General features: G+C 70.1%; 21 protein-coding genes. 6 read left to right on the top strand and 15 right to left on the bottom strand.

The genetic code is table 11. The annotated features are described in order from the left end of the window. The first annotated feature begins 161 nt into the window (after positions 1–161). From ACZ5WE_RS35480 to ACZ5WE_RS35495, 4 genes are all read left to right on the top strand, one after another. Positions 162–1,079: a hypothetical protein gene (locus ACZ5WE_RS35480; RefSeq protein WP_467695356.1), complete on the top strand. Its 918-nt coding sequence runs from the start codon at positions 162–164 to the stop codon at positions 1,077–1,079. Between the two features lie 61 nt (positions 1,080–1,140). After that, on the top strand, positions 1,141–2,004 hold the full coding sequence (locus tag ACZ5WE_RS35485) for a hypothetical protein (protein ID WP_467695358.1): 864 nt from the start codon (positions 1,141–1,143) through the stop codon (positions 2,002–2,004). A gap of 169 nt (positions 2,005–2,173) precedes the next feature. Further along, positions 2,174–4,492, top strand: a complete 2,319-nt coding sequence (locus ACZ5WE_RS35490; protein ID WP_467695360.1) for a hypothetical protein — start codon at positions 2,174–2,176, stop codon at positions 4,490–4,492. Continuing rightward, the gene (locus tag ACZ5WE_RS35495; protein WP_467695362.1) at positions 4,482–5,822 is read left to right on the top strand and encodes a hypothetical protein; all 1,341 of its coding nucleotides are present in this window, start codon (positions 4,482–4,484) and stop codon (positions 5,820–5,822) included. The genes ACZ5WE_RS35490 and ACZ5WE_RS35495 overlap by 11 nt, the downstream gene beginning before the upstream one ends. A gap of 43 nt (positions 5,823–5,865) precedes the next feature. Here the strand turns inward: ACZ5WE_RS35495 and ACZ5WE_RS35500 are convergent, their stop codons facing one another. The 7 genes from ACZ5WE_RS35500 to ACZ5WE_RS35530 form a co-directional block, all read right to left on the bottom strand. Next, positions 5,866–6,384: a hypothetical protein gene (locus ACZ5WE_RS35500; RefSeq protein WP_467695364.1), complete on the bottom strand. Its 519-nt coding sequence runs from the start codon at positions 6,382–6,384 to the stop codon at positions 5,866–5,868. A 41-nt stretch (positions 6,385–6,425) separates the two neighbouring features. Continuing rightward, the gene (locus tag ACZ5WE_RS35505) at positions 6,426–6,977 is read right to left on the bottom strand and encodes a hypothetical protein (RefSeq protein WP_467695366.1); all 552 of its coding nucleotides are present in this window, start codon (positions 6,975–6,977) and stop codon (positions 6,426–6,428) included. Positions 6,978–6,980: 3 nt separating this feature from the next. Continuing rightward, entirely contained in the window at positions 6,981–7,580 is a 600-nt protein-coding gene (locus ACZ5WE_RS35510; RefSeq protein WP_467695367.1) for a hypothetical protein, read from the bottom strand. A 345-nt stretch (positions 7,581–7,925) separates the two neighbouring features. Next, positions 7,926–8,204, bottom strand: coding sequence for a hypothetical protein (locus tag ACZ5WE_RS35515; protein ID WP_467695369.1), 279 nt, complete (start codon positions 8,202–8,204; stop codon positions 7,926–7,928). Between the two features lie 3 nt (positions 8,205–8,207). Beyond that, positions 8,208–8,351, bottom strand: a complete 144-nt coding sequence (locus ACZ5WE_RS35520; RefSeq protein WP_467695371.1) for a hypothetical protein — start codon at positions 8,349–8,351, stop codon at positions 8,208–8,210. Next, entirely contained in the window at positions 8,348–8,614 is a 267-nt protein-coding gene (locus tag ACZ5WE_RS35525; protein ID WP_467695373.1) for a hypothetical protein, read from the bottom strand. The genes ACZ5WE_RS35520 and ACZ5WE_RS35525 overlap by 4 nt, the downstream gene beginning before the upstream one ends. A 21-nt stretch (positions 8,615–8,635) precedes the next feature. Then, the gene (locus ACZ5WE_RS35530) at positions 8,636–8,941 is read right to left on the bottom strand and encodes a WXG100 family type VII secretion target (RefSeq protein WP_160506537.1); all 306 of its coding nucleotides are present in this window, start codon (positions 8,939–8,941) and stop codon (positions 8,636–8,638) included. A gap of 331 nt (positions 8,942–9,272) precedes the next feature. On the opposite strand from ACZ5WE_RS35530, the gene ACZ5WE_RS35535 reads away from it, so the two are divergent. Further along, a complete protein-coding gene (locus tag ACZ5WE_RS35535; protein ID WP_467695375.1) occupies positions 9,273–13,973 on the top strand; it encodes an FtsK/SpoIIIE domain-containing protein in 4,701 nt (1,566 codons plus the stop codon). Between the two features lie 551 nt (positions 13,974–14,524). On the opposite strand, the gene ACZ5WE_RS35540 is transcribed toward ACZ5WE_RS35535, so the two are convergent. Both ACZ5WE_RS35540 and ACZ5WE_RS35545 read right to left on the bottom strand, forming a co-directional pair. Further along, a complete protein-coding gene (locus tag ACZ5WE_RS35540) occupies positions 14,525–16,225 on the bottom strand; it encodes a serine/threonine-protein kinase (protein WP_467695377.1) in 1,701 nt (566 codons plus the stop codon). Positions 16,226–16,370: 145 nt separating this feature from the next. Next, entirely contained in the window at positions 16,371–17,279 is a 909-nt protein-coding gene (locus ACZ5WE_RS35545) for a menaquinone biosynthetic enzyme MqnA/MqnD family protein (protein ID WP_467695379.1), read from the bottom strand. A gap of 312 nt (positions 17,280–17,591) precedes the next feature. On the opposite strand from ACZ5WE_RS35545, the gene ACZ5WE_RS35550 reads away from it, so the two are divergent. After that, a complete protein-coding gene (locus ACZ5WE_RS35550; protein ID WP_006138897.1) occupies positions 17,592–17,795 on the top strand; it encodes a cold-shock protein in 204 nt (67 codons plus the stop codon). 222 nt (positions 17,796–18,017) lie between these two features. Here ACZ5WE_RS35550 and ACZ5WE_RS35555 read toward each other — a convergent pair whose 3' ends face one another. From ACZ5WE_RS35555 to ACZ5WE_RS35580, 6 genes are read right to left on the bottom strand one after another with little or no spacing between them, the layout of a single operon-like run. Beyond that, positions 18,018–18,815, bottom strand: a complete 798-nt coding sequence (locus ACZ5WE_RS35555; protein WP_467695380.1) for an ABC transporter ATP-binding protein — start codon at positions 18,813–18,815, stop codon at positions 18,018–18,020. Next, positions 18,815–19,771 (bottom strand): ABC transporter ATP-binding protein, encoded by a 957-nt coding sequence (locus ACZ5WE_RS35560; protein ID WP_467695382.1) that lies wholly within the window; start codon positions 19,769–19,771, stop codon positions 18,815–18,817. The genes ACZ5WE_RS35555 and ACZ5WE_RS35560 overlap by 1 nt, the downstream gene beginning before the upstream one ends. 3 nt (positions 19,772–19,774) lie before the next feature. Continuing rightward, positions 19,775–20,620 carry an ABC transporter permease gene (locus ACZ5WE_RS35565; RefSeq protein ID WP_467695384.1) on the bottom strand — a complete coding sequence of 282 codons (846 nt, stop codon included), beginning with the start codon at positions 20,618–20,620 and terminating at the stop codon, positions 19,775–19,777. Next, the gene (locus tag ACZ5WE_RS35570) at positions 20,620–21,567 is read right to left on the bottom strand and encodes an ABC transporter permease (protein ID WP_467695386.1); all 948 of its coding nucleotides are present in this window, start codon (positions 21,565–21,567) and stop codon (positions 20,620–20,622) included. Before ACZ5WE_RS35570 ends, ACZ5WE_RS35565 begins: the two co-directional genes overlap by 1 nt. A gap of 9 nt (positions 21,568–21,576) precedes the next feature. Continuing rightward, on the bottom strand, positions 21,577–23,232 hold the full coding sequence (locus tag ACZ5WE_RS35575) for an ABC transporter substrate-binding protein (RefSeq protein ID WP_467695388.1): 1,656 nt from the start codon (positions 23,230–23,232) through the stop codon (positions 21,577–21,579). Continuing rightward, the gene (locus ACZ5WE_RS35580) at positions 23,229–24,383 is read right to left on the bottom strand and encodes a C45 family autoproteolytic acyltransferase/hydolase (RefSeq protein WP_467695390.1); all 1,155 of its coding nucleotides are present in this window, start codon (positions 24,381–24,383) and stop codon (positions 23,229–23,231) included. The genes ACZ5WE_RS35575 and ACZ5WE_RS35580 overlap by 4 nt, the downstream gene beginning before the upstream one ends. Positions 24,384–24,389 lie beyond the last annotated feature (6 nt).

The raw sequence follows: 24,389 nt of genomic DNA on the forward strand, positions 1-24,389 counted from the left end.
CGTGGGCACGGGCAGCCGTGCGTGAGCGGACAAGCGCAGGCAGCCACGCGTGAGCGGACGAGCGTGAGTGGATGAGCGGCCGGCGCGAAGTGTGAGGATGCAGGGCAAAGAGCCCGGGAGTACCACGCCCGGGAGTACCACGTAGGAGGATTCTTTCCGGTATGGACACATGGCAGCCCGAACCGGGCGAAACGCTCCTCACCCGTGCGTACGTCACCTTCGCCACCGGCGAGGCCACGCGCGTCCGGGGCATGCGCTGGTTCCGCGACACCGAGCGCCGTGACATCCAGGGTGAGCTTTCCGGCTGGCCCGATGGCCCCACGTACGTGGCCCATTCGACCGGCGGCACGGTCGCACGGAACACGGGCAAGGGCGGACTGATCGCGCTGGGCGGCGCCATCATGGCCGCGCTCAGCTCGGCGGGAGGCAACGTCAGCGGCGGCTCGGGGCCGGGATCAGGCTCCGACACCCCGGACGACCCCGCCGACGAGGTCGAGGACTTCCCCGTCATGTGGGCCGCTCCGGGTTCCCTCGCCCGCACCCTGCCATGGCAGCTGGACCCTGCGCGCTCCCCCGAGAAGCACTACCGCACGCACGCGATCGTCACTGACCGGCGACTGGTCGTCGTGGGCTTCCCGTACTCCAAGAAGAACGACAGCCTCATCGACGACGAAGTGCTCTGGGAGGTCTCGCGCTCCCGGATCAGCCAGGTGGAGCCGAAGCCCTTCAAGGACGGAACCGATGTCAAGGTCGTCTTCGACGACGGGTCCTGGTGCAGGCTGCGTGCCATCACGCCGGAGAAGTTCACCCGGTATCTGCGCCACCCCCTCGACCTGATCCCGTTCGCCGGCCTCACACCCGCGCAGCGGACCACGGTGGAGAACTTCGTCGCGGAGTCCCCGGCTTCGTCCGACCACGGGAGCCCTGTGATCAGTCGCCACCCCTGCGGCCACTTCCAGGTCGGGTTCCTGAGGTCGTACGAAGTCGACTCGTTCTTCGGCCTCTCCGAGAACGACCTGCTCATGGACGCCGAGGGCGCAGAGGTCGAGCCCAAGGACTTTGATCCGGAGGACTTCTAGACCCCGCCCGACTCTTAGAGCCCGACGTCGCATCTGCTTCTGACCAGGACGGTCCCCCACGATGACAACCTCCGCCGACTCCACGAGCGCGATCCCGCCCCTGCCCACCGACGAGGAACCCCCGCCCCTCTGGTTCAACGTCCCCGAAGGCTTCTTCGCCCTCCCTCTCGCCGCCACCCCCGAGGAGCGCGCCGAACGCTCCCAAGAGTTCGTACGCGGCCTCTACTCCCGCGGCGACGAAAGCATCTGGGAGCCGGCCGCGCCCTACTACGAGGGCCTGGCCGAGCTCATGGCGGAGACCGGTGTCTCGTACTCGGCCATGGGGCTCTTCTCCACTGCGGATGGGGGCGAAGAACCCACCGCGGATGGGAGCGAGGAGCCCACCGCGGACGGGGGCGAAGAACCCACCGCGAATGAGGGCGAAGAGGCGGAGGACGACGAAGACGCCAGGGGGTTCGAGGCCCGGTACGAAGGCGCCGACGGTGTCGCCCAGTGCGCCTTCACCGTGGCCGCCGTTCCGACGGACCAGGCCGCGAAGGACACCGACATCGCCGCCCAGGGGATCCTGTCGGTCCTCTCCACAGACCCGCACAACGACGCCCGCTGGCTCGACCTGCCCTGTGGGCCCGCAGTCTCCTGCATCACGCTGACCACGTACACGCTGAGTCCGCAAGTGACCGCGACCGGTGAGCCCGTGGATCTGCTCACCGGGCAGATCCAGGTGCATGTCCCCTTCCCTACAGGCCCGTTCACCGCGATATTCACGCTTTACACCGCGTCCACGGACTACTGGACCGAGTTCTGCGACATCATGGCGGCCATCCTCCAGACGGTGAGCTTCACGGAACCTGTGGAGGACGAAGAGGGACGGGACGAAGAGGACCCTGCAGAAATGTCCCTGGCGTCCCAGGACTCCACGGCCTGACCGCCACTCCACGGCCTGACCGCCGTCCGGCCCATGACGGTCATGACCTTCGCGGCCGCACATTCCGCTGCCGGTACGCCTTCTATGGCCGGCCCCCTTACTCCGCCCCGCAACAACACCCCGACGGCCCCCATGGAAACGCCTCCGTCGCGACAGTAAAGTGCGCCCAATGAGTTACGGGGTGGGACGGGTGAGGACGGCGCCGAACGGTGCCGGTGAAGGGGCCTCTGCCGGGCAGGCGGCCACGGACTGCGAGATATCGCGCACCAGCCATGGCAGACGCTTCCCAGCGCTGCTCGCCACCCTCTGCGTTCTCCTCCTGGTCGGCGGCGGCCCGGCAGCGCCTGCCTTCGCAGGCTCCTCCAACGCGAGCCCCTCCGACGCGTCGCCCTCCAACGCGAGCCCCTCCGGCCCGGCACCCTCCACCGCGAGCCCCTCCGACGCGTCACCCTCCACCGCCACCCGCACCGCAGCCGCCGGCGCCACTGCCACTGCCGCCCCCACCCAACCCGCCGCCCTGGCCGCCCTCCTCCGCGCCAACCCCGTCCACGTCACCGACCAGCTCCCCCGCGAGATCCCCCGGTCCACCGCCCCCGACTTCGCGAAGCTCGCCAAGCGGACCGGTGTGCCCACCTATGTCCTCGTACTGCCCGAACAGGGCACCGACGGTGACCAGCTGCTCGGGGCCGTGCACGATCGGCTCGGGCGGGACGGGCTCTACGTGCTCGTCGACGACATGGGCGTCGCCGACGCCGCGGCCTTCGGGGTGCGGGCGCCGGCCGATGACGCGTCCACCGTGGCGCTCTATGAACTTCCGTACGACGCAGGGCCCTTGCTCAGCTTCGAGCGGTTCACCGACGTCATCGCCCAAGGCGGCAAGAAGGCCGCCGCGCGCGCGGAGGCCGCCCGCAAGAAGTACGGCGGTGACACCGGTGAAGAAGTCGACAAGATGCACATCGGTCCCGCCGACCGCGACAACCAGTCCTTCGTCACCGGCATCGCCCTCACCGGCGTACCTCTGCTGATCCTCGCCCTCAGTCCGTACGTACGTCGGTGGCATCGGCGGCAGCGGAGGCCTCAGCCTCCGGCGGGCGACAGCTTCAGCGAGCAACCGCCCGTCCCCCGCCACCGCCACTTCACCCCTTTCCGAGTCGAAGCCGGTGCCGCCGCCCTCGTCGCCGGTGCCATCGCCCTCACCGCGTTCCTCGTCTTCCACCAGGACTCCGCCGGAGCCTCGCCGCCACCCACCGCCTCCGACCTGTCGAGCCGTGTGGAGCGGGTTGCCGCCGGGCTGCAGCAGGGCGGGCCGATCTACAGCGATCCCGAGAGCCCACGCCCACTCGACGACGAGCAGCATCGTCAACTCCGCGAGCGGATCGCGAAATTCGACAGGGGCCCCGTCCGTATCGCCCTCGTCCCGCAGCTCACCGAGGACGAGTCCGGGGGCGAGCCCGAGCTCTTCGTGGAAGCCGTGCGACAGAAGATGCGGAGCATGGGTACGAAGGACGACCACGGCGTGTACGTCGTCGCCGACCCCCTCGGCGGCTCCATCGACGTCGTCACCTACGACGTACGCATCGAGGCGAACCACGTCGCCTTCGATCTCCCCGATTCCATCCGCTACGGCGATGACGACGACCGCTCCACCGATCACCGGCTCGGCGAGCGACTCGACGACCTGCTGACGTTCCTCGACAAGGCGCCACGCACCGACCGGCCCGAGACCTCCTCGCTCGGAATGGACGACGCACCCGAGCCCGTCGAGGAGGACACGCTCCCTCCGCTCTTCTCCGGGGACTTCTGGCCGGGCCTTCTCGTCGGCGCGTTCGCCGCAGCGCTGCTCTTCGGGATCGTCGCCGCGCTGCTCGGACTGTTGCGGCTGCTGGTGCCGGGGCTCAGACGGCCGCCCAGCACCACCGTGTCGCCCGACGGCGTTCTCGACTTCACCGCGCCGCCGGCTCCCTCCCTCGGCTACTTGCGGCGCGCGGCGCGCGACGAACTCGATGCGCTGGCCCGCGAGTTCGATCCGGGCGCCGCCCTTGGGTCGTCCGTACGCACCCGCGTCTGGGACTGCCTCGACACCGCGACGCTCCTCGCCGACCGCGATCCGGACGGTCACGTCGACGACGACACGACGCCCGCCGATCTCGCCGCCGCGATCGTCCTCGCGCGGGTCGGCCGGGGCGCGCTCGTCGGCGCCGACAAGCCCTGCTGCGCGCTCAACCCGCTGCACGGACCTGCCACGGGGTGGCGCGACGCGCAGTACTCGCCGGACGAACAGCGCCTGCGCACCATCCCGGTCTGCGCGGAATGCCGGGTCCTCGTCGGCGTGCAGCCGCGCCTCGCCCACACGCTCCGGCTCACGCTGCCGGGGCCGGGCCGCTCCCGGCGCGTGCCGTACGAGGAGGCGGTGGGACCGCTGCCGGCCATAGTCAACGGGGTCCCTCAACTCATCCGCCAGGTACGGGAGTACGCCGGTGTTCAGTGACCTGAAGCGCCTCGCGGCGGTGGCGGCCGGCGCCCTGACCGCCCTCGCCGCCCTCCTCGCTGTGGCCGTACCCTCCGAGGCGCAGGCTCCGGGCGCACCCAGCCCCGGTCAGAAGATCGCCGACGCCCTGCGCGAGTCGCCGGTGTACGTCGACGCGGCGTACACCGACTCCGTACCGCCCGCCCGCCAGAAGCAACTGGCGCGGCAGATCGAGAAGACCGGACTCCCGATCAAGGTCGCCCTCGCGCCGCTGGTCCAGGGCGACGCGTACGCCGGCGAGGCGGACATCTTCGCCGAGGTCGTACGCGACCGCCTCGACCAGCGCGAAGTCATCCTCGTCACCGGCGGCGACAAGTGGAGCGGAAGCCTCAACGGCTACGAGTGGCCGGACGCCGACAAGCACCAGGCCCACGACGCAGTGGGCGCGGTCGGCTTCCTCGACGACATGAAGGACGCGGGGCTCGCCGAGCAGACGGAGAGGGCGATCGAGCTGATCGCGGAAGGCGACGGCACGAAGGCGTACGAGGAGGCGACGGCGGACCTGGGGGACGGCGGTGACAGCGGTCCCAGCGGGAGCCTTCCCGGGCGCCCGGAGGCCGCGGGCGAGGAGGGCAGCTCCTCCTGGCTGCTGCCGGCCGGTGTCGCGGTGGCGGTGGCCGCCGCCGGTCTCGTCTCTTTCGTAGGCGTACGTCGACGGGGGCGCCGCAGGTCAGGTCGGTACCCGAGCGCGACCGGCTCACCCTTCGCCTTCCCCCAGGCCGTGTTCGCGGCGGGGCGTACCGCGGACGAGGCGACCCTGCGACGGCGGACGGAGGCGGAGGTGCTGGCTCTGGGCGAGGCGGTTGCCGCAACGACGCCGACCTCAACTCCTGGGTTGCAGCGCGCACTTGACGCCTACGCCGCCGCAAGCACGGTCCTCGACGCGGCGCGCGGCCTGCCGGACCTGGCGGGTGCGCTTGCCCTGGTGACTGAGGGCCGGGACGCGCTGAAGGACGGGGACACACAAGTCGGCACGGCGTCCCCGCTCCCCCTCTGCTTCTTCAACCCCCTCCACGGCCGCTCCGTCCTCCGTATCCGGTGGCGCCCCCTGGGACGGCGCGATCAGCTGCACGTCTCGGCCTGCGAGAAGTGCGGGACGGCTGTCCACTCCCGCCGGGCGCCGGAGGTACTCACCGATGACTTCGAGGGGCGCAGGGTTCCGTACTTCGAGGTACCGGCGGAGCAGAGCGTGTGGGCGGCGACGGGCTACGGGTCGCTGCTCCAGGACGCGGAGGGGGACGGCCTTGCGGTGCGGGTGGGGCGGGGGGAGTTCTCGCGGGGGCGGGGGTAGCTGCGGCGGGGGTTGGAGGAGCCCGGCGGAGCAGGTCGAGGTGCTAACCGATCGGGCCCCAGTCCCGGCGCGGACGCGGCGGCTCTGCGGGCGCGGGTTCCGCACGGCCGCTTCCGGCCCGGCCACGCCTCGGCGACCGCACCAGAGCCCACAGCCCCATCACTCCTACCACGATCACCGGCAGCCCCATCAGCGCCCCGAAACCGAGCGAGAACCACGCTCCGTCCTCACCGCGGGCCAGCTCACGCACTCCGTTGACGGTGAACATCACGACGAGAACCCCGTAAGGCAGCAGCCACGGCCAGAAGCCTGGCTCGCGCACCGGTTCGGCGCGGCGGCCCTGGCTGAAGGCGGCGTACCAGTAGCGGACGCACCACCAGGCCACCGCGTACAAGGACGCCGCCATCGCCCCGAACCCGACGCGCCCGAGCGTTCCGAATCCGCCGGCCACCGCCTCGGCCGTCGTTCCGATCGCCAGCAGGACAAAGGTGGCGAACAACAGCGTGGCGACGGCAAGTCGATGCCGACGGCTGCCGTCCAGGGCACGAGGTGAGATGAACATGCGGGCCACCCTAGGAGAGGACAGACTGCGAGGCGTGCCCCTTACCGAGCCGCCCGGCTCTTCCCCTTGCCCTTCTTTCGCAGCTTGCGCAGCCTCGCCTGCTGGGCCGCGCGGCGCTGCTCCTCCCGGCCGGCTCGGACGCGGTACGTCGCCCAGCCCGCGACAGCCGCCGTGCCGGCGTACGCCAGGAGAGCGGGGAACGCTCCCTCGACTTCCCGGCAAGTGGCGGCCGAAGGGCGGCAGTTGCGGCCTGGCAGCGCCGAGACGATGTACAGCGTCAGAAGCAAGGGCACGGCCCAGCACACCGCGGTGGCCGTACGACGGGCGATACGGCGTGACTTTCCCGTGCCCTCCGAGGCGTCGGATGCCGCCAGGCCGCCATACACCCCAGCCACCGCCAACACTCCGGCCACGATGCCAAAGCCCCAGGGGCCACCGGGCCAACCCGCAATCAGGTCCGGAGCCTCACGGATCACCGCCCGCCAGACCCCCTTCACCCAGAGAAAGCCGACAACCAGAGCGAGCATCGCCATAACGAAAGCCACGATGCCGAAGCCGTCCCGGAGGCGGGAGTCGCCTTGTGCGCGCGTCATCAGTCAGTCCCAGTGCAACGTGCCGGCCACCACATCGAACAGCTCCACCATCTTGTCCGCCAGCGGATCCATCGGTGTGGAGAAGTTCAGGAGCAGCCAGCTCTTGGTCGCGGGGATGGGGACATAGTACGTGAGCTGCGTAGTCGGCAGGGTGTTGCCCAACTGGGCTGACGGGTCAGGCGATTCCCTGCGGCGCTGACGCACGGCTCTGCCGGCAGCGGCGAGAGACACCACGTCCAGCTCGGCCTCACCGTCCAACTCGGACGAATCCGCGCCGCTCCGTCCCGACAGGTGCCCCGCGAGTTCGTCGGCATCCGAGCACTTTGGCCATTCGTCAGAACGGGGGACGCTGATCAGGAGCGAGGACGCCAGCGGTAGCGGTCCGACCGCCAGGGTTGAGACATACAGCTCCGTGCCAGGTCTCAAGGCCTGGCGGAAAACGGCGTACTTGATGAACTCGCCAAGCTGCCTGCCGAATCCGAACTTTCGCTTCATTTCAACCATTGCTTGAACACGCACCGCAGGTGCGGACGCCAGTTCCAGGTATCTGACGTCTGCTTCGCCCGCGATCTCTGCGTTCGACCAGTCCAGAAGGATCGGCACAACCTCGACAGGCGTAGGAAGCGGAGCTCGCGATAGTTTCCGCTACCCGGCCTGAGAGTGCTCAGGTTCTTTCCCCAGGCAGACGGCGAGAAGGGCTCCTTGAACGGCTCCTTGAGCGAAGCCCACCCCTCGCCCTTTTGGAGCTTGAACTGTTCAAGCTTCCCGGCCACGGATTCTCGTAGCGAGGAAAGAGGCCTGGAGCCATCGACGTGGAAGCTGTCGCCAGAAGCCCGGTTGACGTTCTTCCGGGCACGCTTAACCTGTGCGGCCGTCTTTGCGTTCCTCGCACTTCCCATGCGATCGAGCGCGGTCTTCGCGAACTTTCCTGCCACTTTCGAGAAGGCCTTACCCACGCCCATCATGAGGAAACCAAGCGCCGCCATCCCCCCGCTTGAAGGCCGCTTCCAGTTTCTTGACGTTGCCCTGCGCCTTTTCCCGGAACTCCGTGCCCGCCTTGCTGTCCCAGGCCTCGACCTCGGAGACGGCCTTGATGTTCTTGATCTGCCGTTCGAGCTCGGCGGCGGTCTTGCGGAGCTTCTTTCCCAGGTTCGCGACCCGGTCGGCGTCACCGGGGATGGGGTCGTTGTCCGCGACCGGGTGCCAATCGCGTGGGCGTCCGGCCATGGGTCAGCCCTTCTTCTTCGACTTGGGGTCGTCCGCGCCCCGGATCGCCTCGGCCAGCTGGTGGTCGATGTCCTCGTACGCTTCGGCGGCGGCCTTGGCGATCTGGGCGAGCGCGTCGACCTCGTCCGTCAGTCTTTTGCGGCTCAACTTCCAGTGTCCGCGAAATCACCGAACTTGTCGGCGAGATCACCGTTTCCGAAGTCGTCCTCGTACTGTCCGCCGAGATCTTCCAGGCCGTCGAAGGCCTTCTTCACGTTGTTGAGCCCGGTGCCCATGCCCTTGATCACATCAAGGTCAAGCTTGGCCCGGCCGCCACCGCCACCCACAGTGCCCCCATGCATCGCAATGCCGACAAACAAGCCGGTGCGATGAACCGCCGCGTTATGCGGCTGCCCATCGCACCGGCTCACTTCAAGAGACCAAAGGCGTGCTCAGCCCTTGCCCTTGACACCCTTCGCGAGGTCGTCATCCAGGTCCTCGTACGCCTTCGCGGCGCTGGTCAGGAACTTGCCCATGCCCGTGAGGCCTTCGATGGTGTCCTTGGCGCCCTTCTTGAACTCCTTGAAGGAGTCCTCGAAGGCCTGCGAGCCCTTGCGAGTCGTGTAGCCGTTCTTCACCAGGTTCTCGACGAAGCGCTCGAGGGCGTCGAGCTTCTCGTCGATCTTGTCCTTGGCGTCGTTCAGCTTGCCCGCCGCGGTCCGCATCTCCTCATAGGTGATATCGGCGTCTTTGGCCATGTGGCTTCACATCCAATCCAACTCGCCGCAGGGCCATCCCCCTTGGCTCCACCAGTGCGGGCCCGCTCGAACCCGTGCACCCCGCGTGCGAGGCCACTCGGTTGCTCGTGCGATCTTCCGCTCTTGTGTCAGCAGCTTACGGGTGGGGCAGAAGTGAGCACACCCCGGTTGAGTCACAGCTCTGCTATGAGCTCCTGCACAGCCCGTTGCCGGCGGGAAGGGTGGAGCGGCTATCGTCACAGGCACTGTGGACAGCCTCACAGGCACTGTGGATTTGCCGCTGTGACCGTGTTCCGGAAGCGGTCAAAAGGGGCTTAAGGGGAGGACGATCGTGCGCCTGACTCTGACCGTCGTCGATCCGCTCGGCGGCGCCAACGCCGACGTCGTGCTCGACGCCGATCCTGAGTCCTCCGTGGGGGACATCGCCAAGGAGTTGGCCTCACACGTGGGGTACGGCGGCGGCGACGCTCAGATCATCCCGATCGGCGGGCATCAACTCCAGCCGGGGCCAGGCCAGGGCGGTGCGCCGATCGTCTTCGTGGACGGCTACCCCATCGACGCCGCCGCGACCATCGGGACCTCCGCGCTGCGCGAGGGCGCCGTCGTCAGCCTGCACGATCCGGCGGGCTGCCTGCCCGGCGAACCCACCGGCCTCGTCGAGTTGCGCATCGCGGGCGGACCCGTGGCCGGCGCCGTGCACCGGCTCGGCATCGGGCGCTACGACATCGGCAGCGGGCCCGCCTCGTACATCCGCATCGACGATCCGGAGCTGCCCGCGCGCGCCCTGACGTTGTCAGTTGCAACCGATGGCACCTGCCAAGTCGCCGTACATGGGGACATAGACGGCGTGACCCTGGAGGGCAAGCCGTTCGGCGAGGCAGAGGAAAGCGAGAAGAAGGGCGAGACGAGCGGCAAGCCGGAAAAGAGCAAGAAGCGCGACAAGAACAACAGGGCGGACAGCAGCGGGAAAAAGGGCGACAAGCGCGACAAGGGCGAATGGCCGATCGGCGCCCAGATCGCCGTCGGTAACACCCTGCTCGAACTCGACAGGTACGCGCCGCCCAACGCCGCCCTGAAGTGGTCCGAAGACGGTGCCGGACTCGATTACAACCGGCCGCCCCGACTGCGTCCCCCGGAGCGGCAGACGAAATTCAGGCTGCCGAGTCCGGTACGTGATTTCGAGGCACGCCCGCTGCCCTGGCTGATGGCACTCACGCCGCTCGTCGGTGCCGTCGTATCCGTGATGATCTTCGGGCGCTGGTACTACCTGATCATGGCGCTGCTCAGCCCGCTCATCCTGTTCGGCAACTACTTCATGGACAAGAAGCACGGGCGCAAGTCCCATGCCAAACAGGTCCAGGAGTACAACGAACACAAGGAGCGGATCGAGAAGGACGCCCAGGAAGCCCTCGTCGCCGAGCGGCTCGACAAGCGGCAGGCCATCCTCAGCCCGGCAGGCGTCCTCTCCCTCAGTACGGGGCCCCGTACACGGCTGTGGGAGCGGCGGCGCACCGACTCCGACCACCTCCTCGTGCGCGTCGGCACCGGGCGGCTCGACTCCGAGGTCGTGCTCGACGACCCCGAGCAGGACGACCACAAGCGCGAGGTCACCTGGAAGATCGAGGACGCGCCCGTCGCGCTCTCGCTGCGCGATCTCGGCGTCATCGGCATCGCGGGCCCCGGCGACTCGGCCAAGGCGCTCGGCCGCTGGGCCGTAGCGCAGTCCGCGGTCCTTCACAGCCCGCTCGACGTGCAGTTCTACGTACTGACCGAGAACTCCGCGCGCGAGACGTGGGACTGGACGCGCTGGCTGCCGCACTCGCGGCCCGCCGGGGCGCAGGACGCCAACGTACTGATCGGGACGGACGCCGAGACCGTCGGATCCCGCATCGGTGAGCTGACCCAGATCCTCGCCGCGCGCCAGAAGGCCGCCAAGGAGAACAACCGCGGCGGCGCCGCGTCCTTCGGCGACCCCGACATCGTCGTAATGTGGGACGGCTCGCGGCGGCTGCGTTCCCTGCCCGGCGTGGTGAAGCTGCTGCGCGAGGGTCCCGCCGTCGCCATGTACGCGCTCTGCCTCGACGACGAGGAGCGGTTCCTGCCCGGCGAGTGCCAGGCCATCGTGATCGCCGAGCCGAAGGCCGAGGAGATCGGCCTGCCCGCCCCGTCCGCGCCTGGCGCGGCCACGCCCGCGGCCGGTGCTCCCGGCGGCTTCCCCTCCTTCCAGGCCTGGCACACGGCCGCCGGGGACGACGCCGAACAGAGCGCCGAGAAGCCCCTCGAACTGCGGCTGCGCGTCGAGAGGACCGACGCCGCCCGCATCCGTGACGTACGCCCCGACTTCGTCTCCCCCGCCTGGTGCGGGCGGCTCGCACGCGCCCTCTCGCCGCTGCGCGACATCAGCGGCGAGACCGAGGACTCCGCGCTGCCCGGCTCCAGCCGGCTGCTCGACGTGCTCCAGCTGGAACCGCCGACCGCCGACCAGATCACCGCGCGCTGGCAGATGGGGGGCCAGTCGACGATGGCCGTCATCGGTGAGTCGTACGACGGTCCCTTCGGCATCGACATGCGGCGCGACGGGCCGCACGGCCTGATCGCCGGCACGACCGGCTCCGGTAAGTCGGAGCTCCTGCAGACCATCGTGGCGGCGCTGGCCGTCGCCAATACGCCCGAGAACATGACCTTCGTCCTCGTGGACTACAAGGGTGGGTCCGCGTTCAAGGACTGTGTGAAGCTGCCGCACACCGTCGGCATGGTCACCGACCTCGACGCCCACCTCGTGGAACGCGCCCTGGAGTCCCTCGGCGCCGAGCTGAAGCGACGTGAGCACATACTCGCCGCCGCCGACGCCAAGGACATCGAGGACTACCAGGATCTCGTACGCCGTGATCCCTCGCACCCTCCCGTGCCCCGACTCCTCATCGTCATCGACGAGTTCGCCTCGATGGTGCGTGACCTGCCCGACTTCGTGACGGGCCTGGTCAACATCGCCCAGCGTGGCCGTTCGCTCGGCATTCACCTGCTCCTCGCCACCCAGCGGCCCTCCGGCGTCGTGTCCCCCGAGATCCGCGCCAACACCAACCTCCGTATCGCCCTGCGTGTGACGGACGGCGCCGAGTCCGCCGACGTCATCGACGACCCGGCGGCAGGACACATCGCCAAGAGCACGCCGGGACGCGCCTACGTCCGCCTCGGCCACGCCTCGCTCGTCCCCTTCCAGTCGGGGCGTGTCGGTGGCCGCAGGCCCGGCGCCACCGACCCGGCGCTGCTCGCGCCCTGGGCGGGACCGCTCGGCTGGGAGGACCTGGGCCGCGCGGCCCTGGTCAAGCCCAAGGCCGCGGCGCGCGAGGAGGAGGAGATCACCGACCTCAAGGTCCTCGTGGACGCCGTGCGCGACGCGAACGCGACGATGGGCATCCCCTCCCAGCACAGCCCGTGGCTGCCCGCGCTCTCCGAGCAGCTCCAGCTCGACGAGATCCCGCTGCCTGTCGCGAGCGACAAGCCGGGCTCGCTGGCCCCCGCGCCGTTCGGCCTGGAGGACATCCCCTCCGACCAGGCACGCCGCCCGGTCGCCGTCAACTTCGAGACCTTCGGGCATCTGCTCATCGGCGGCGCCCCGCGCAGTGGCCGCTCGCAGATCCTGCGTACGATCGCGGGCTCCGTCGCCCGCACGCACTCGTCGGCCGACGTGCACCTCTACGGCATCGACTGCGGCAACGGCGCGCTCAACGCGCTGACCCGGCTTCCGCACTGCGGCGCCGTCGTCAGCCGTAACCAGACCGAGCGCGCGGTGCGCCTCATCACCCGCCTCAAGGGTGAACTGACCCGCCGCCAGGACCTGTTGGCCGACAAGGGCTTCGCCGACATCGGCGAGCAGCGGGCCGCGGAGCCCGAGGAGGAGCGGCTCGCGCACATCGTCGTACTCCTCGACCGCTGGGAAGGCTGGCTGCCGACCCTCGGCGAGTACGACCACGGGGAGCTGACCGACGAGTTGCAGGCGATGATGCGCGAAGGCGCGAGCGTCGGCATCCACCTGGTCATCACCGGTGACCGCCAGGTCCTCATCGGCCGCATGGCCTCGCTCACCGAGGACAAGTACGGCCTGCGGCTCGCCGACCGCTCCGACTTCTCGATGCTCGGCATGAACGCGCGCAAGGTGCCGGAGGAGATCCCGCCGGGCCGCGGCTTCAAGAACGAGCACGGTACGGAGACGCAGTTCGCGCTCCTCGCCGAGGACTCCACCGGCCAGGGCCAGGCCGCGGCGCTCTCCGAGATCGGCGAGGCGGTGGCCGTGCGGGACGCGGACGTGCCGCGCTCGCGCAAGCCGTTCCGCGTGGACAGCCTGCCCAGCCGTATCGGCTTCGCGGACGCCTGGGAGATGCGGGACCCGGACGCCTCGCGCTCCAAGCTGTGGGCCCTCGCGGGCATCGGCGGCGACGACATCATGGGCTTCGGTCCCGACCTCGCGCAGGGCGTGCCGACGTTCGTCGTCGCGGGCCCGGCCAAGTCGGGCCGCAGCACGACGCTGATGAACCTGGCGCGGTCCTACATGACACAGGGCGTACGTCTGGTCATCGCAGCCCCGCGCCCGTCGCCGTTGCGCGAACTGGAAGGCCAGGAGGGCGTGTTGAAGGTCTTCAAGGACGACGACATCGAGAGCGACGACTTCAAGGAGGTCGTCGAGTCGGCGACGCCCGAGGACCCGATCGTGTGGATCATCGACGACGGTGAGGTCCTGGAGGACTGCGACGCCGAGCGCGAGTTCAAGCGCCTGGTGCAGCGGGGCTCCGAGCGAGGACTCGGGCTCGTCATCGGTGGCGACGAGGAGGAGGTGTGCGGCGGCTTCTCCGGCTGGCAGGTCGAGGCGAAGAAGGGCCGCCGCGGCATCCTGCTCTCCCCGCAGGACTCTTCGAGCGGCGAACTGATCGGCATCCGCACGACCCGGAGCATGGTCGGCGGCCCGATCGCACCGGGCAAGGGCCTGCTGTACACGGGCAGCGGGGAGCCGGTCACGGTTACTACGCCGATGTGACGGGCCGCGGGCCTTGGTGGAGTGCGTGACCGGGCCGCGGGCCTTGGTGGAGTGCGTGACACGGGCCGCGGGCCTTGGTGGAGTGCGTGACCGGGCCGCGGGCCTTGGTGGAGTGCGTGACCGGGCCGCGGGCCTTGGTGGGGTGCGTGACCGGGCCGCGGGCCTTGGTGGAGTGCGGGGCGGGCCGCGGGCCTTGGTGGAGTGCGTGACCGGGCCGCGGGCCTTGGTGGGGTGCGTGACACGGGCCGCGGGCCTTGGTGGAGTGCGGGGCGGGCCTTGGTCGAGTGCGGGGCGGGCCGCGGGCCTTGGTGGGGTGTGGGGCTTCTCCGGCTGTGGGTGCGGGGCCGCGCCGGTATGTCCGTCCTCGCTGTCGTCCGGTGGGCGCTTTGGTGCTTCGGTTCCGGAGTCTTCGGGAGCCGTGCTCCGGGCGGACATACCGGCACGTCCCCTCGCGTCTCGCTGCCGGCTGCGGCTGGTCGCTGGTCGCTGCGGGGCAGTCGGGATGGGTGGGCGGGGAAGGAATTGTTCGGGGTGGGGGTGGTTGCCGGGGGCTAGTTCAGGCGGGTCATTGTGGCTTCTGGGTTGCCTGACTCTTCGTTCTCCGACAGGTACAGCAGGGCGTCCCCCTTGGGGCGCAACCGCACCGTGTGCGTGTTCTTCGTGCACTGGGACGCGCTGTCCGCCTGCCCCTTCCCCCGAGCCACGATCTCCTTGCCCGACACGGACTTCAGGGTGAGGTCCACCGCGCACGTGCCGCCCAGCTGGTCCGTCTGCGTCATCACCGCGAAGCGCTCGCCGATCCTGCCCTGCTCGACCCTGAGTCTGAACGTGCCCATCGGGACGGCGCCGTTGGCCGCGACCGCCTGGCCTTCCCAGGTGCCGCGGTAGGAGGCGGGGACCTTGCCGCCGGCCTGGTCGGCGCCGCCGTCCCCGGTCGGCTGCTGACTCGCCGCCGGCGGGTGGCCCGCGTCGCTCGACTTGCCGTCGTTCCCGGGAAGCAGGCCGAAGACGAAGACCGACCCGACGGTCACCGCGGCGAGCGCGCCCGCCACGCCCAGGACGAGCGTGCAACTGACCTTGCGGCCCCGCCCGTCGGCCCCGCTGGGAGCGGACGTCGCGGCGACCGAGACCGTCACCCGGCCGGGGGGCGCGGATGAAGGTGCCGATGTCTGGGTGGGGACGTACGCGGGGGGAGGAGAGGAAGAAGCGCTCGGGGCGTACGACGGGTCCGGCGGGCCGAAGGAACCGCCGGTCTGCGATGCCTCCCGTACCGGAGCGTTACCGCTCGACGCCCCGCCCACCGCCGAGCTGCCGAACGGCACCGGCCCCGAAGCCTGTTCCGCGGCCCCGGCCCCGTGTGTCTCCAGATCCAGGAGCCGCACCGCACTCCGGCTGACCCGCTCGACCAGCGGACCCGGCAGCCACCCGGCCGCCACGAGACCGTCCGCGCCCGCGGGAGCGAGCCGCCTCGCGACCTCATCCGGCGTCGGACGGGCCGCTGCGTCCTTGGTCAGGCACTGCTGGGCGAGGTCGCGCAACTCGCCGTCCAGCGCGCCCAGTTCCGGCTCCTCGTGCACGACCTTGTAGAGGAGTGATGCCGACGAGTCACCCGGGAACGGCGCCGACCCCGTCGCCGCGTACACCAGGACCGCCCCCAGCGAGAAGACGTCCGCCGCCCCGGCGACCGGCTTGCCGAGGATCTGCTCCGGCGACATGTAGCCGGGCGAACCGACGGAGACACCGGTCGACGTGAGCGAGGCCGTGCCGTCCGTCGCCCGTGCGATACCGAAGTCGATCAGCCGCGGTCCGTCCATCGTGAGCATGACGTTCGACGGCTTGATGTCGCGGTGGACGAGCCCGAGCCCGTGCACGTGCGTCAGCGCCTCGGCGAGGCCCGCCACCAGTACGCGTACGGAATGGGTGGGGAGAGGTGCCAGGTCGCGTACCGCATCGGCCAAGGAAGGGCCCGCCGCGTACCCCGTCGCCACCCACGGCACCGGCGCCTCCGGGTCCGCGTCGAGGACGGGCGCGGTCCAGTCGCCGCCCACCCGCCGCGCCGCGTCCACCTCGCGCCGGAAGCGGGCGCGGAACTCCTCGTCGAGCGCGAAATGCGGATGGACGACCTTCACCGCGACCGTACGGCCGCCCGAGCTGCGCCCCAGGTACACCCGGCCCATACCGCCCGAGCCGAGCCGGCCGAGCAGCCGGTAGGGCCCGATGACGGTCGGTTCGCCGGGATCGAGCGGGTGCATGACGAAGGCCTCCCCCGGACGCGCCGCACGGCCGCGGCCCCCGGGCCGCGCGCATTGTCTGCGGCTCAGGGTAGTCCGCCCGCACACCGGACGGCCCCGGCATTCCCACCGCTTACTGCCCCTTGCTACCGCTTACTACCACTTACTACCGCTGCGACCCCAGCAGCTCCACCCGCACGTCCGCGGGGAAGCCGGTCGTCTCGCCCACCCGGCGCGCGAACTCCGCGACGCCCGCCAACTGCGCCCGGCCGAAGCGGAAGTCGAGCGTCGTGAAGTACTGCTCCAGGACCTTCGCGTCGAAGGTCTCCCAGCGCGCGGCCTGCTCGGAGACCTTGCCGACCTCCTCCAGCGAGAGGTCGCGCGAGGCGAGGAACGCCTTGTGCACCTCGCGCACCACGGCCGGCTCGCGCGCGGCGTAGTCCTTGCGCGCCGCCCAGACCGCGAAGACGAACGGCAGGCCCGTCCAGTCCTTCCACATCTGGCCCAGGTCGTACACGTCCAGACCGAGCCGCGGCCCGTCGATCAGGTTGGCCCGCAGCGCCGCGTCCCCGATGAGGACGGCGGCGTCCGCCTCCTGCATCATCACGCCGAGGTCGGGCGGACACGTGTAGTAGTCGGGGCGCACGCCGTGGCGCTCGGCGAGCAGCAGCTGCGCCAGGCGCACGGAGGTGCGCGAGGTCGAGCCGAGCGCGACCCTGGCGCCGTCCAGCTGGTCCAGCGGCACCTGCGAGACGATCACGCAGGACATCACCGGGCCGTCGCAGCCCACGGCGAGATCGGGGAAAGCGACGAGGTCGTCGGCGTTCTTGAGGAACTCGACGAGAGTCACGGGCGCGATATCGAGATCGCCCCGCACCAGCTGCTCACTGAGCTTCTCCGGCGTGTCCTTCGTGAGCTCGAAGTCGAGCAGCGTTCCGGTCCGCGCGAGCCCCCAGTACAGAGGCATGCAGTTCAGGAACTGAATGTGACCGACGCGCGGCCGGGGGGTGCGGCGATGGCCGGGGAGTTGATCTGAGCCCTCCCCGGCGAGGGTGTCAACGGGAGAATTGTCCACATCGGGGAGGCTAGCCCCCTTGCGGTACGGTGCAGAAAGCGGGGCCCCGATCCCGTCTTTGTCAAGAGCTTCGGACCTGGTCCGTCAACCCCTCTGGGGGGTCCGTCAAACATCCGGGTGACGTGATCTTGCCCCCTATTGCTTTCGGCTGCCTGCGTGCTAAGCTCGCCGCAAGTTGCAGTTTGGTTTCCCTTGCAGTACAGAGCCTGCGGAGCATGTGACCCGCGGGCTCTCGTCGTTTTCAGACTTATGCAGTTGTTTCAACAATCGCAGGTTCTGGAGCAGGGCAACCCTTTGGCCCAAGGAGGGCTTATGGCTACCGGAACCGTGAAGTGGTTCAACGCCGAAAAGGGCTTTGGATTCATCGCCCAGGAAGGCGGAGGCCCCGACGTCTTCGTCCACTACTCCGCGATCAACGCAAACGGCTTCCGCTCCCTTGAGGAGAACCAGGCCGTGAGCTTCGACGTCACGCAGGGCCCGAAGGGTCCGCAGGCGGAGAACGTCACCCCCATGTAGTGGGGCGCCCCATGCGAGTGGGGCGTGTGACAGTTCCGGTGACTTGATCCGGACATGGATAGCAGTACCCAAGGAGCCCTGCCTCCCGCGTAAGTGGAAGGCGGGGCTCCTGCCTTTTTCTGGCCCCTGGGCCTTGGGGTTCTGTTCTTCTGCGGGTCCGTCGTGGCTTGGCGCGCAGTTCCCCGCGCCCCATACGGGGCCCGGTGCGGTTTCCCGCGCCCCTTACGGGGTGCTCAGCACGTCCTCCGGGTTCCAGCCCTCTCCCGGGACCGATGCCAGGAGCCGGATCGTGTACGGGTCCTGGGGTGCCGTGAGGACCCCTTCCGTGGGGCCCTGTTCCACCACCTTGCCCCGGCGCATCACCAGGACCTCGTCGGTGATGTGCTGGACGACCGCCAGGTCGTGGCTGACGAAGACCAGGGCCACCCCGGTGTCCCGGCGGATCTCCCCGAGGAGTTGCAGGATCTGGGCCTGGATCGACACGTCCAGTGCCGCCACCGCCTCGTCCAGGACCAGGACCTGCGGGTCCACCGCCAGCGCCCGAGCGATGGCCAGGCGTTGGCGCTGGCCGCCGGAGAGTTCGCGGGGGCGGGCGCCGGCCTCTCGGCTGCCGAGGCCCACCTGGTCCAGGAGCCCTGTCGCCAGGCCCTCGTCCCTGCCGTGCAGGCGCAGGGTTGTGCGGAGGCACTGGGTGGAGGTGAGCCGGGGGTCCAGGGAGAGGTAGGGGTCCTGGAAGACCATCTGGATCTCCCTGGCCCTGGCCAGGCGTGCGGCGCGTTTTCTGGGCGTACGGGCTTCGCGGGGGCGGCCTGCCACTTTCACCGTGCCGGAGTCCTGGCGGACCAGGCCCACGAGGGTGCGGGCGACCGTTGTCTTGCCTGAGCCCGACTCCCCCACGATTCCTGTGGAGCCGCCTGGTCGGACCCTGAACGTGATGTTGTCCGCCGCCTGGTGGCGGCCTCCGCCCGGCAGGGGATAGCTCTTGCTGAGGCCGTCTACCGACAGCAGGTCGGGGGACATCAGTGGCTCACCTCTGTTGCGTCGGTGCTCGGCGTCTTGGACACAACAGCACAGGCGACCGTTCCGTCGTCGTCCAGTCGTGACTGCTCCGGAACCCACGTCCCGCACCCCTCCTCCGCCTCCCCGCAGCGCGACACGAACGGGCAGCCCGGGAACGTGTCCGAGAGGGACGGCGGGCGGCCCGGGATCGGGTGGAGCGTGTGGGTCGTGTCCCCCAGGGTGGGCGAGCAGGCGAGCAGGCCCCGGGTGTAGGGGTGTGCCGGGGTGTCGAACAGGGCCTTCGCCGACCGCTGTTCCACGACCCGGCCCGCGTACATGACGTACACACGGTCGCAGTACGCGGCCGCCAGGTGCAGGTCGTGGGTGATGAACAGGAGGCCCAGGTCCCGGGTGGAGCGCAGTTGGCGCAGGAGCGCCAGGATCTCCGCCTGTGTCGTGACGTCCAGCGCGCTGGTCGCCTCGTCCGCGAGGAGCAGGCTCGGCTCTGCCGCGAGGGCGCCCGCGATGACCACGCGTTGCAGCATGCCGCCGGAGAGCTCGTGCGGGCGCTGGCGTACGCGGTGTTCGGGGTCCGAGAGGCCTACCGCGTCCAGGAGTTCGACCGCCCGCTCGCGGGTCGCTCCCCGCTCGACCAGGAAGTCGCCGATGCGGCGCACCGGGTTGAGGGCGGCCCGGGGGTCCTGGTGGACCATGGCCACCGTACGCGCGCGGTGTGTGCGCAGGGCCTCGCCGGTGAGGGTGAGGACTTCGGTGCCGTTCACGTGGACGGCGCCCGACGTCACCGACCCCGCAGGCAGCAGGCCGAGCGCGGCCTTCGCCGTGGTCGACTTGCCCGAACCCGACTCGCCGACCAGGCCGACGACTTCGCCGGGCCGCACGGTGAGGGACACGGAGTCCAGTAGCGGCCTGGCCGCGCCCGGCATCCGCAAGGTGAGGTCTTCGATCTCAAGGAGCATGGGTCACTGCCTCCCCAGCCGGTCGGCGGCCCAGACCCCGACCACGTTGAAGGACACGACGACCAGGGCGATGGCCGTGCCGGGGACGAGGGCTGGAAGGAGGGCGCCTTGGACTACCGCCGCCTGCCCCTCCTGCACCATCAAGCCCCAGTCGGACGAGGGCGGTTGGGCGCCGAAGCCCAGGTACGAGAGGGTCGCCAACGACATCAGCGCCTCCCCGAAGAGCACCACCAGGTAGCCGAGGATCGCTCGGCCCAGGTTCGGCACCAGGTGCGCGACGCAGATCCGCGCGCCGCCCATCCCCTGCACCCGGTAGGCGTCGACGTACGGCTTGCGGGCCTCCGAAAGGGCCAGCGAGCGCACGTACTTGGCGATGGTGGGAGTGAAGGCGAGGCCGAGGGCCAGGACCGACGTCGTCATCCCGGCGCCGAACACCGCGATGATCAGGACGGTGAACAGCAGGCCCGGGAACGCGTACATCACGTCCGTGATCCGCGAGACCAGTGCGTCCACCCAGCCCCCGCGCCAGGCCGCGAGCACGCCGAGCGTGATACCCAGTACGGCTGCTACGGCGAGCAGCAGGACCGGCGCGATCAGGCTGGTCCGGGTTCCGTACAACGCACGCGACAGCAGATCCTGGCCGGACGAGTCCGTGCCCAGGAGGTGGTCGCCCGACGTACCGACCAGGGAGGCCGAGAGGTCGATCGCGTCCGGGGCGTAGGGCGCGAGCAGCGGTGCGAACACCGCTGCGAGCACCACCAGGCCGAGCAGGCCCGCGGCCACCATCACCCCGACGGGGCGCCGACGGCGTACGACCAAGGGCGCGAGAGCAACTGCGGTGGCGGCCATCAGGAGCGTGCCTCCTTCACTCGCGGGTCCAGCAGCGGGTGCACCACGTCCACCAGCGTCGTCACCACGATGTAGCCGGTGACCATGAGCAGCAGGACCGCCTGCGCCACCGGAAAGTCATGCGTGTTGATCGCGCCCACGAGGAGCGAGCCGATGCCGCTGATGCCGAACGCCGTCTCCACGACCACCGTGCCCGCGAGCATGCCCGCCATGACGAGCCCGCACATGGTGATGATCGGCCCGAGCGCGTTGCGCAGGACGTGCCGCCGGATGATGTCGCGTTCCGGCACGCCCGACGCGCGCGCCGCCTCCACGTGGTCCGACGCGGCGGCGTCCGCCATCGCCTGGCGGGTGACCCGGCTGATGATGGCAAGGGCGCCGAGCGCCAACGACAGGGCGGGCAGGGTCAGATGGTGCAGTGTGCCGCCGAAGCCCTCTCCCGAACCCGATACCGGGAACCACCCCAGCTGCACGCCGAACAGCGAGACCAGCGCGATGGCCGCCACGAACGAAGGGACGGAGGCGGCGAGCGTCGTGCCGCCCACGACCGCGGAGTCGACCCACGTGGATCGCTTCACGGCGGCCAGGATGCCGGCTCCGACGCCCAGGACGACGAACAACACCGTGGCGTAGGACACCAGTTGGAGCGTCGTCGGGAAGCGGGCCGTCACCAGGTCGGCCACCTGGTCGCTGTACTTGAACGACCTCCCCAGGTCGAAGTGGACGCAGTCCCACAGCCACCGGCCGTACTGCACCACCAGCGGCTCGTCCAGGTGGTACTGCGCGCGCACCTGGGCCAGACGCTCCGGGGTCAGCTTGTCCCGGCCGCCCGCGAGGAACACCGCGGGGTCGCCCGGCGCCGCGTACACGGCGGCGAAGATGACGAACGAGGCGGCGAGGAGAGTGGCGACCAGGCCCGCGAGCCTTCGTGAGATCCGAGCGAGCACGACCCTCACCTAGCCTTTCTTCAGGCCGAGTTCGGCGGCCCACGGGTAGTAGAGATAGGCCTGCGAGGCCGGGGGCCCTGTCAGCTCGTCGGAGAGGACGAGCGCCGTCGGCACCTGCGCGACCGAGATCCAGACCCCCGCGTCCACGAACCGCTTCTGTACGTCGATCGCGAGCTCGGCCCGCTTCCCGTCGTCCAGGGTGCTCAGCGCCTGCCGGACCTTCCTGTCGTACGTGGCGTCCTTGAAGCCGACCCAGTTGTTGGGCGAGTCGGAGAGGCCGTTGTCGTAGAAGCCCATGGGGTCGGCCTTGGAGATGTACCAGTCGCCGACCAGCACATCGATGTCTGCCCGCGCGGCCGGGTCGCTGTAGAACTCCTCGAACTGGGCCGTCGGCACGGTCTTGATCTGCCCCTTGAGCCCGATCCGCTGGAGCGCGGAACGCACCGCGTTCGCGACGACCGTCCGGCCCTGGCTGCTGTCCGTGCCGACCACGATGGGGTCGGTCGGCGCCCCCGCCTCCTTCACCAGCTCCTTGGCCTCGGCCAGGTCGTCGGCGGTCGGAGTATCGGGCGCGGCGCCCGCCAACTCCTTCTGTGCCGCGGTGAACTCGGGCTTCTCGTACCCCCACGCGCCCGAGCCGACCGGTGTGGCCCACGGCTGGACGAGGCCGCCGTATCCCGACTTCGCGATGCCCGTCCGGTCGATCGAGAGGGACAGTGCGCGCCGGATCTGCGGATCCTTCAGGCCGCCCCTGGCCGTCGGGATGAGCACGAGCGACGCGGTGGACGGGCCGTAGTGCTGGTCGAGTCCCTTGCTCGCGCGCAGGGCGGAGGCCGTGTTCGGGGATTCCGCGTACGTCCCGTCGGCGGCGCCCGTCTTCAGGGCGTTGACCAGCGCGCTGTCGGAGGCCCAGCGGAAGACGACCTGGCGGGTGAGCGGCTGCCGGCCCCAGTAGCCGTCGTAGGCCTCGATGGTGATCGAGTCGCCGGACTTCCATCCCTTCAGCTCGTACGGCCCGCTGCACGCGTCGCCCTGGCCCGGCGTCCCGAAGTCCTCGCCCGCGGCGGCCACTTGCTCCTTGTTCCAGACGATGCCCGCGTCGCCCGCGAGTGCCTTGGTGAAGAGCGCGTCGGGGGACTTGAAGCGGATGGTGATCTCGCGGTCGCCGGTCTTCTTCATTGACTTGACGTTGCCGAACTCGTCCGCCTGCTCCATGTCCGGATCGGCGTGCCGCTTCAGCGACCACAGCACGTCGTCGGCCGTCAGCTTCGACCCGTCGTGGAAGGTGACGCCGTCCCGGACGGTCAGGACGAGGGTCTTGTCGTCGGGCGCGTCGGCCTTCTCGGCGAGGAAGGGCTTCGTCGTCATGTCGGGCCGCAGTTGGTAGAGCCGCTCGCAGACGTTCGTGAGGACGACGCGGCCCGCGCTCGTTCCCTGGGTGTCGAGGTCGAGCGAGTCCGGCTCGTCCTCCAGGAGCCAGTTCGCCTTGTCCAACGGGCCCTTGGCGGCGGTGGTCGTCGCGGTCAGTCTCAGCTTCGCCGCGTCGGCCGGCCTGCCCCCGGTCGCGGCCGTGTCGGCGCCGCTGCATCCGGCGACAGTGAGGAGCGCGGCGGTGGCGAGGCCCGCGACCAGCGGACGGCTCATGGGGGTCCTGGTCGTCGTCATCTGTTGTCTCCGTACGGACCGTCGTGGAGGTTCCAGGGCATGTGCTGGTAGTCGCGGTCGCAGGGGGTGCCCGCGGTGACGTGGTAGTCGCCGCTGGTGAGGTCCACGCAGGAGGAGACGAGCGTGGACCAGTGCTTGACCTCGGGTGTGCGCGGGTCGGGGTGGGTGCAGAGCGACTCGGGGTGGCCGAGGTGGTCGGACATGGCCTGCTTGATCAGCTTGCGCGACTCGTCGGCGCCGGTGGAGGAGCGCAGGGCCCTCAGGCCTTCTTCGGCGCGGGGGACGCGGACCAGCGAATCCGACGACATGGGGCGGTAGTTGGCGGCGATCGCGGCCGGGACGCCCGCCTGGTAGTGGTTGCCGTGCACGAGGAGCCCGTCGGTGGGGTACATCCAGCCGTGCCCGGCCGGGGTCGTCTCCAGGTCTACGGCGAAGCCCTCGCGGCAGGTCAGCAGGGCGTTGGACGCGATATGGGCGCGGGTTCGGCAGAGCACGTCCAGGGCGTCGGTGATGGAGTGCTGGTCCAGGACGCTGCGGCGTACGACGGTCTGGGGGAGGCCGATCGCGTCGCTGAAGCGCCCGCCGAGGCCGTTCGCGTTGAGGGCGATACCTGCCGAGTTGGCGCCCTGGCGCCCGATCTGGCCCGCCTCGACCTGCATGATCAGGGTCGGGTGCGGGGGCTGCACGATGCGCAGCATGACGACGGTGTCGGCGACTCCGGCCCGCCAGTCCCAGTTCTGCCCGGCCCACACGTGGCCGTCGCCGCTGGCCTCTCCGTACGCGGCGAAGGAGGTGCAGCCTTCGGCGGGCTCCTCCTGGGCGGGTGCGGTGCCCTTGGCATCCATGTCCGCGAAGGAGCGGTCGTAGATGACCTCGCCGCGGGCGTTGAGGGCGAGGATGTCGGGCAGGTCGACTCCGGCGCCGTCGGCGATGCCGCGCATCTCCTCCAGGAGGTGGGGCGCGTAGTCGCGGACCGGTTCGAGCCAGCGGGCGGCGCGGGCGGCGACCTGCTTCCAGGTGAGGCCCGACGACTGGCCGAACGCCTCCTCGTAATAGGCGAGGGCGGCGTGCAGTTGGGGTCGGACAGCTTCGCCGTACTGGCGGCCGCGGTCGATCGGGGTGCCGGATATCTCGATGAGGGGCAGTGCCATTGTTCT

The sequence above is a fragment of the Streptomyces sp. NPDC033180 genome (assembly GCF_055577645.1).

Excerpts from the sequence above, each read along its gene's own strand:
- ACZ5WE_RS35485 (WP_467695358.1), top strand. The coding sequence starts at position 1,141 with ATGACAACCTCCGCCGACTCCACGAGCGCGATCCCGCCCCTGCCCACC.
- ACZ5WE_RS35555 (WP_467695380.1), bottom strand. The coding sequence starts at position 18,815 with ATGTCCCCCGACCTGCTGTCGGTAGACGGCCTCAGCAAGAGCTATCCC.
- ACZ5WE_RS35515 (WP_467695369.1), bottom strand. The coding sequence starts at position 8,204 with ATGGCCGGACGCCCACGCGATTGGCACCCGGTCGCGGACAACGACCCC.
- ACZ5WE_RS35540 (WP_467695377.1), bottom strand. The coding sequence starts at position 16,225 with ATGCACCCGCTCGATCCCGGCGAACCGACCGTCATCGGGCCCTACCGG.
- ACZ5WE_RS35550 (WP_006138897.1), top strand. The coding sequence starts at position 17,592 with ATGGCTACCGGAACCGTGAAGTGGTTCAACGCCGAAAAGGGCTTTGGA.
- ACZ5WE_RS35490 (WP_467695360.1), top strand. The coding sequence starts at position 2,174 with ATGAGTTACGGGGTGGGACGGGTGAGGACGGCGCCGAACGGTGCCGGT.
- ACZ5WE_RS35530 (WP_160506537.1), bottom strand. The coding sequence starts at position 8,941 with ATGGCCAAAGACGCCGATATCACCTATGAGGAGATGCGGACCGCGGCG.
- ACZ5WE_RS35575 (WP_467695388.1), bottom strand. The coding sequence starts at position 23,232 with ATGACGACGACCAGGACCCCCATGAGCCGTCCGCTGGTCGCGGGCCTC.
- ACZ5WE_RS35480 (WP_467695356.1), top strand. The coding sequence starts at position 162 with ATGGACACATGGCAGCCCGAACCGGGCGAAACGCTCCTCACCCGTGCG.
- ACZ5WE_RS35560 (WP_467695382.1), bottom strand. The coding sequence starts at position 19,771 with ATGCTCCTTGAGATCGAAGACCTCACCTTGCGGATGCCGGGCGCGGCC.
- ACZ5WE_RS35505 (WP_467695366.1), bottom strand. The coding sequence starts at position 6,977 with ATGACGCGCGCACAAGGCGACTCCCGCCTCCGGGACGGCTTCGGCATC.
- ACZ5WE_RS35580 (WP_467695390.1), bottom strand. The coding sequence starts at position 24,383 with ATGGCACTGCCCCTCATCGAGATATCCGGCACCCCGATCGACCGCGGC.
- ACZ5WE_RS35500 (WP_467695364.1), bottom strand. The coding sequence starts at position 6,384 with ATGTTCATCTCACCTCGTGCCCTGGACGGCAGCCGTCGGCATCGACTT.
- ACZ5WE_RS35565 (WP_467695384.1), bottom strand. The coding sequence starts at position 20,620 with ATGGCCGCCACCGCAGTTGCTCTCGCGCCCTTGGTCGTACGCCGTCGG.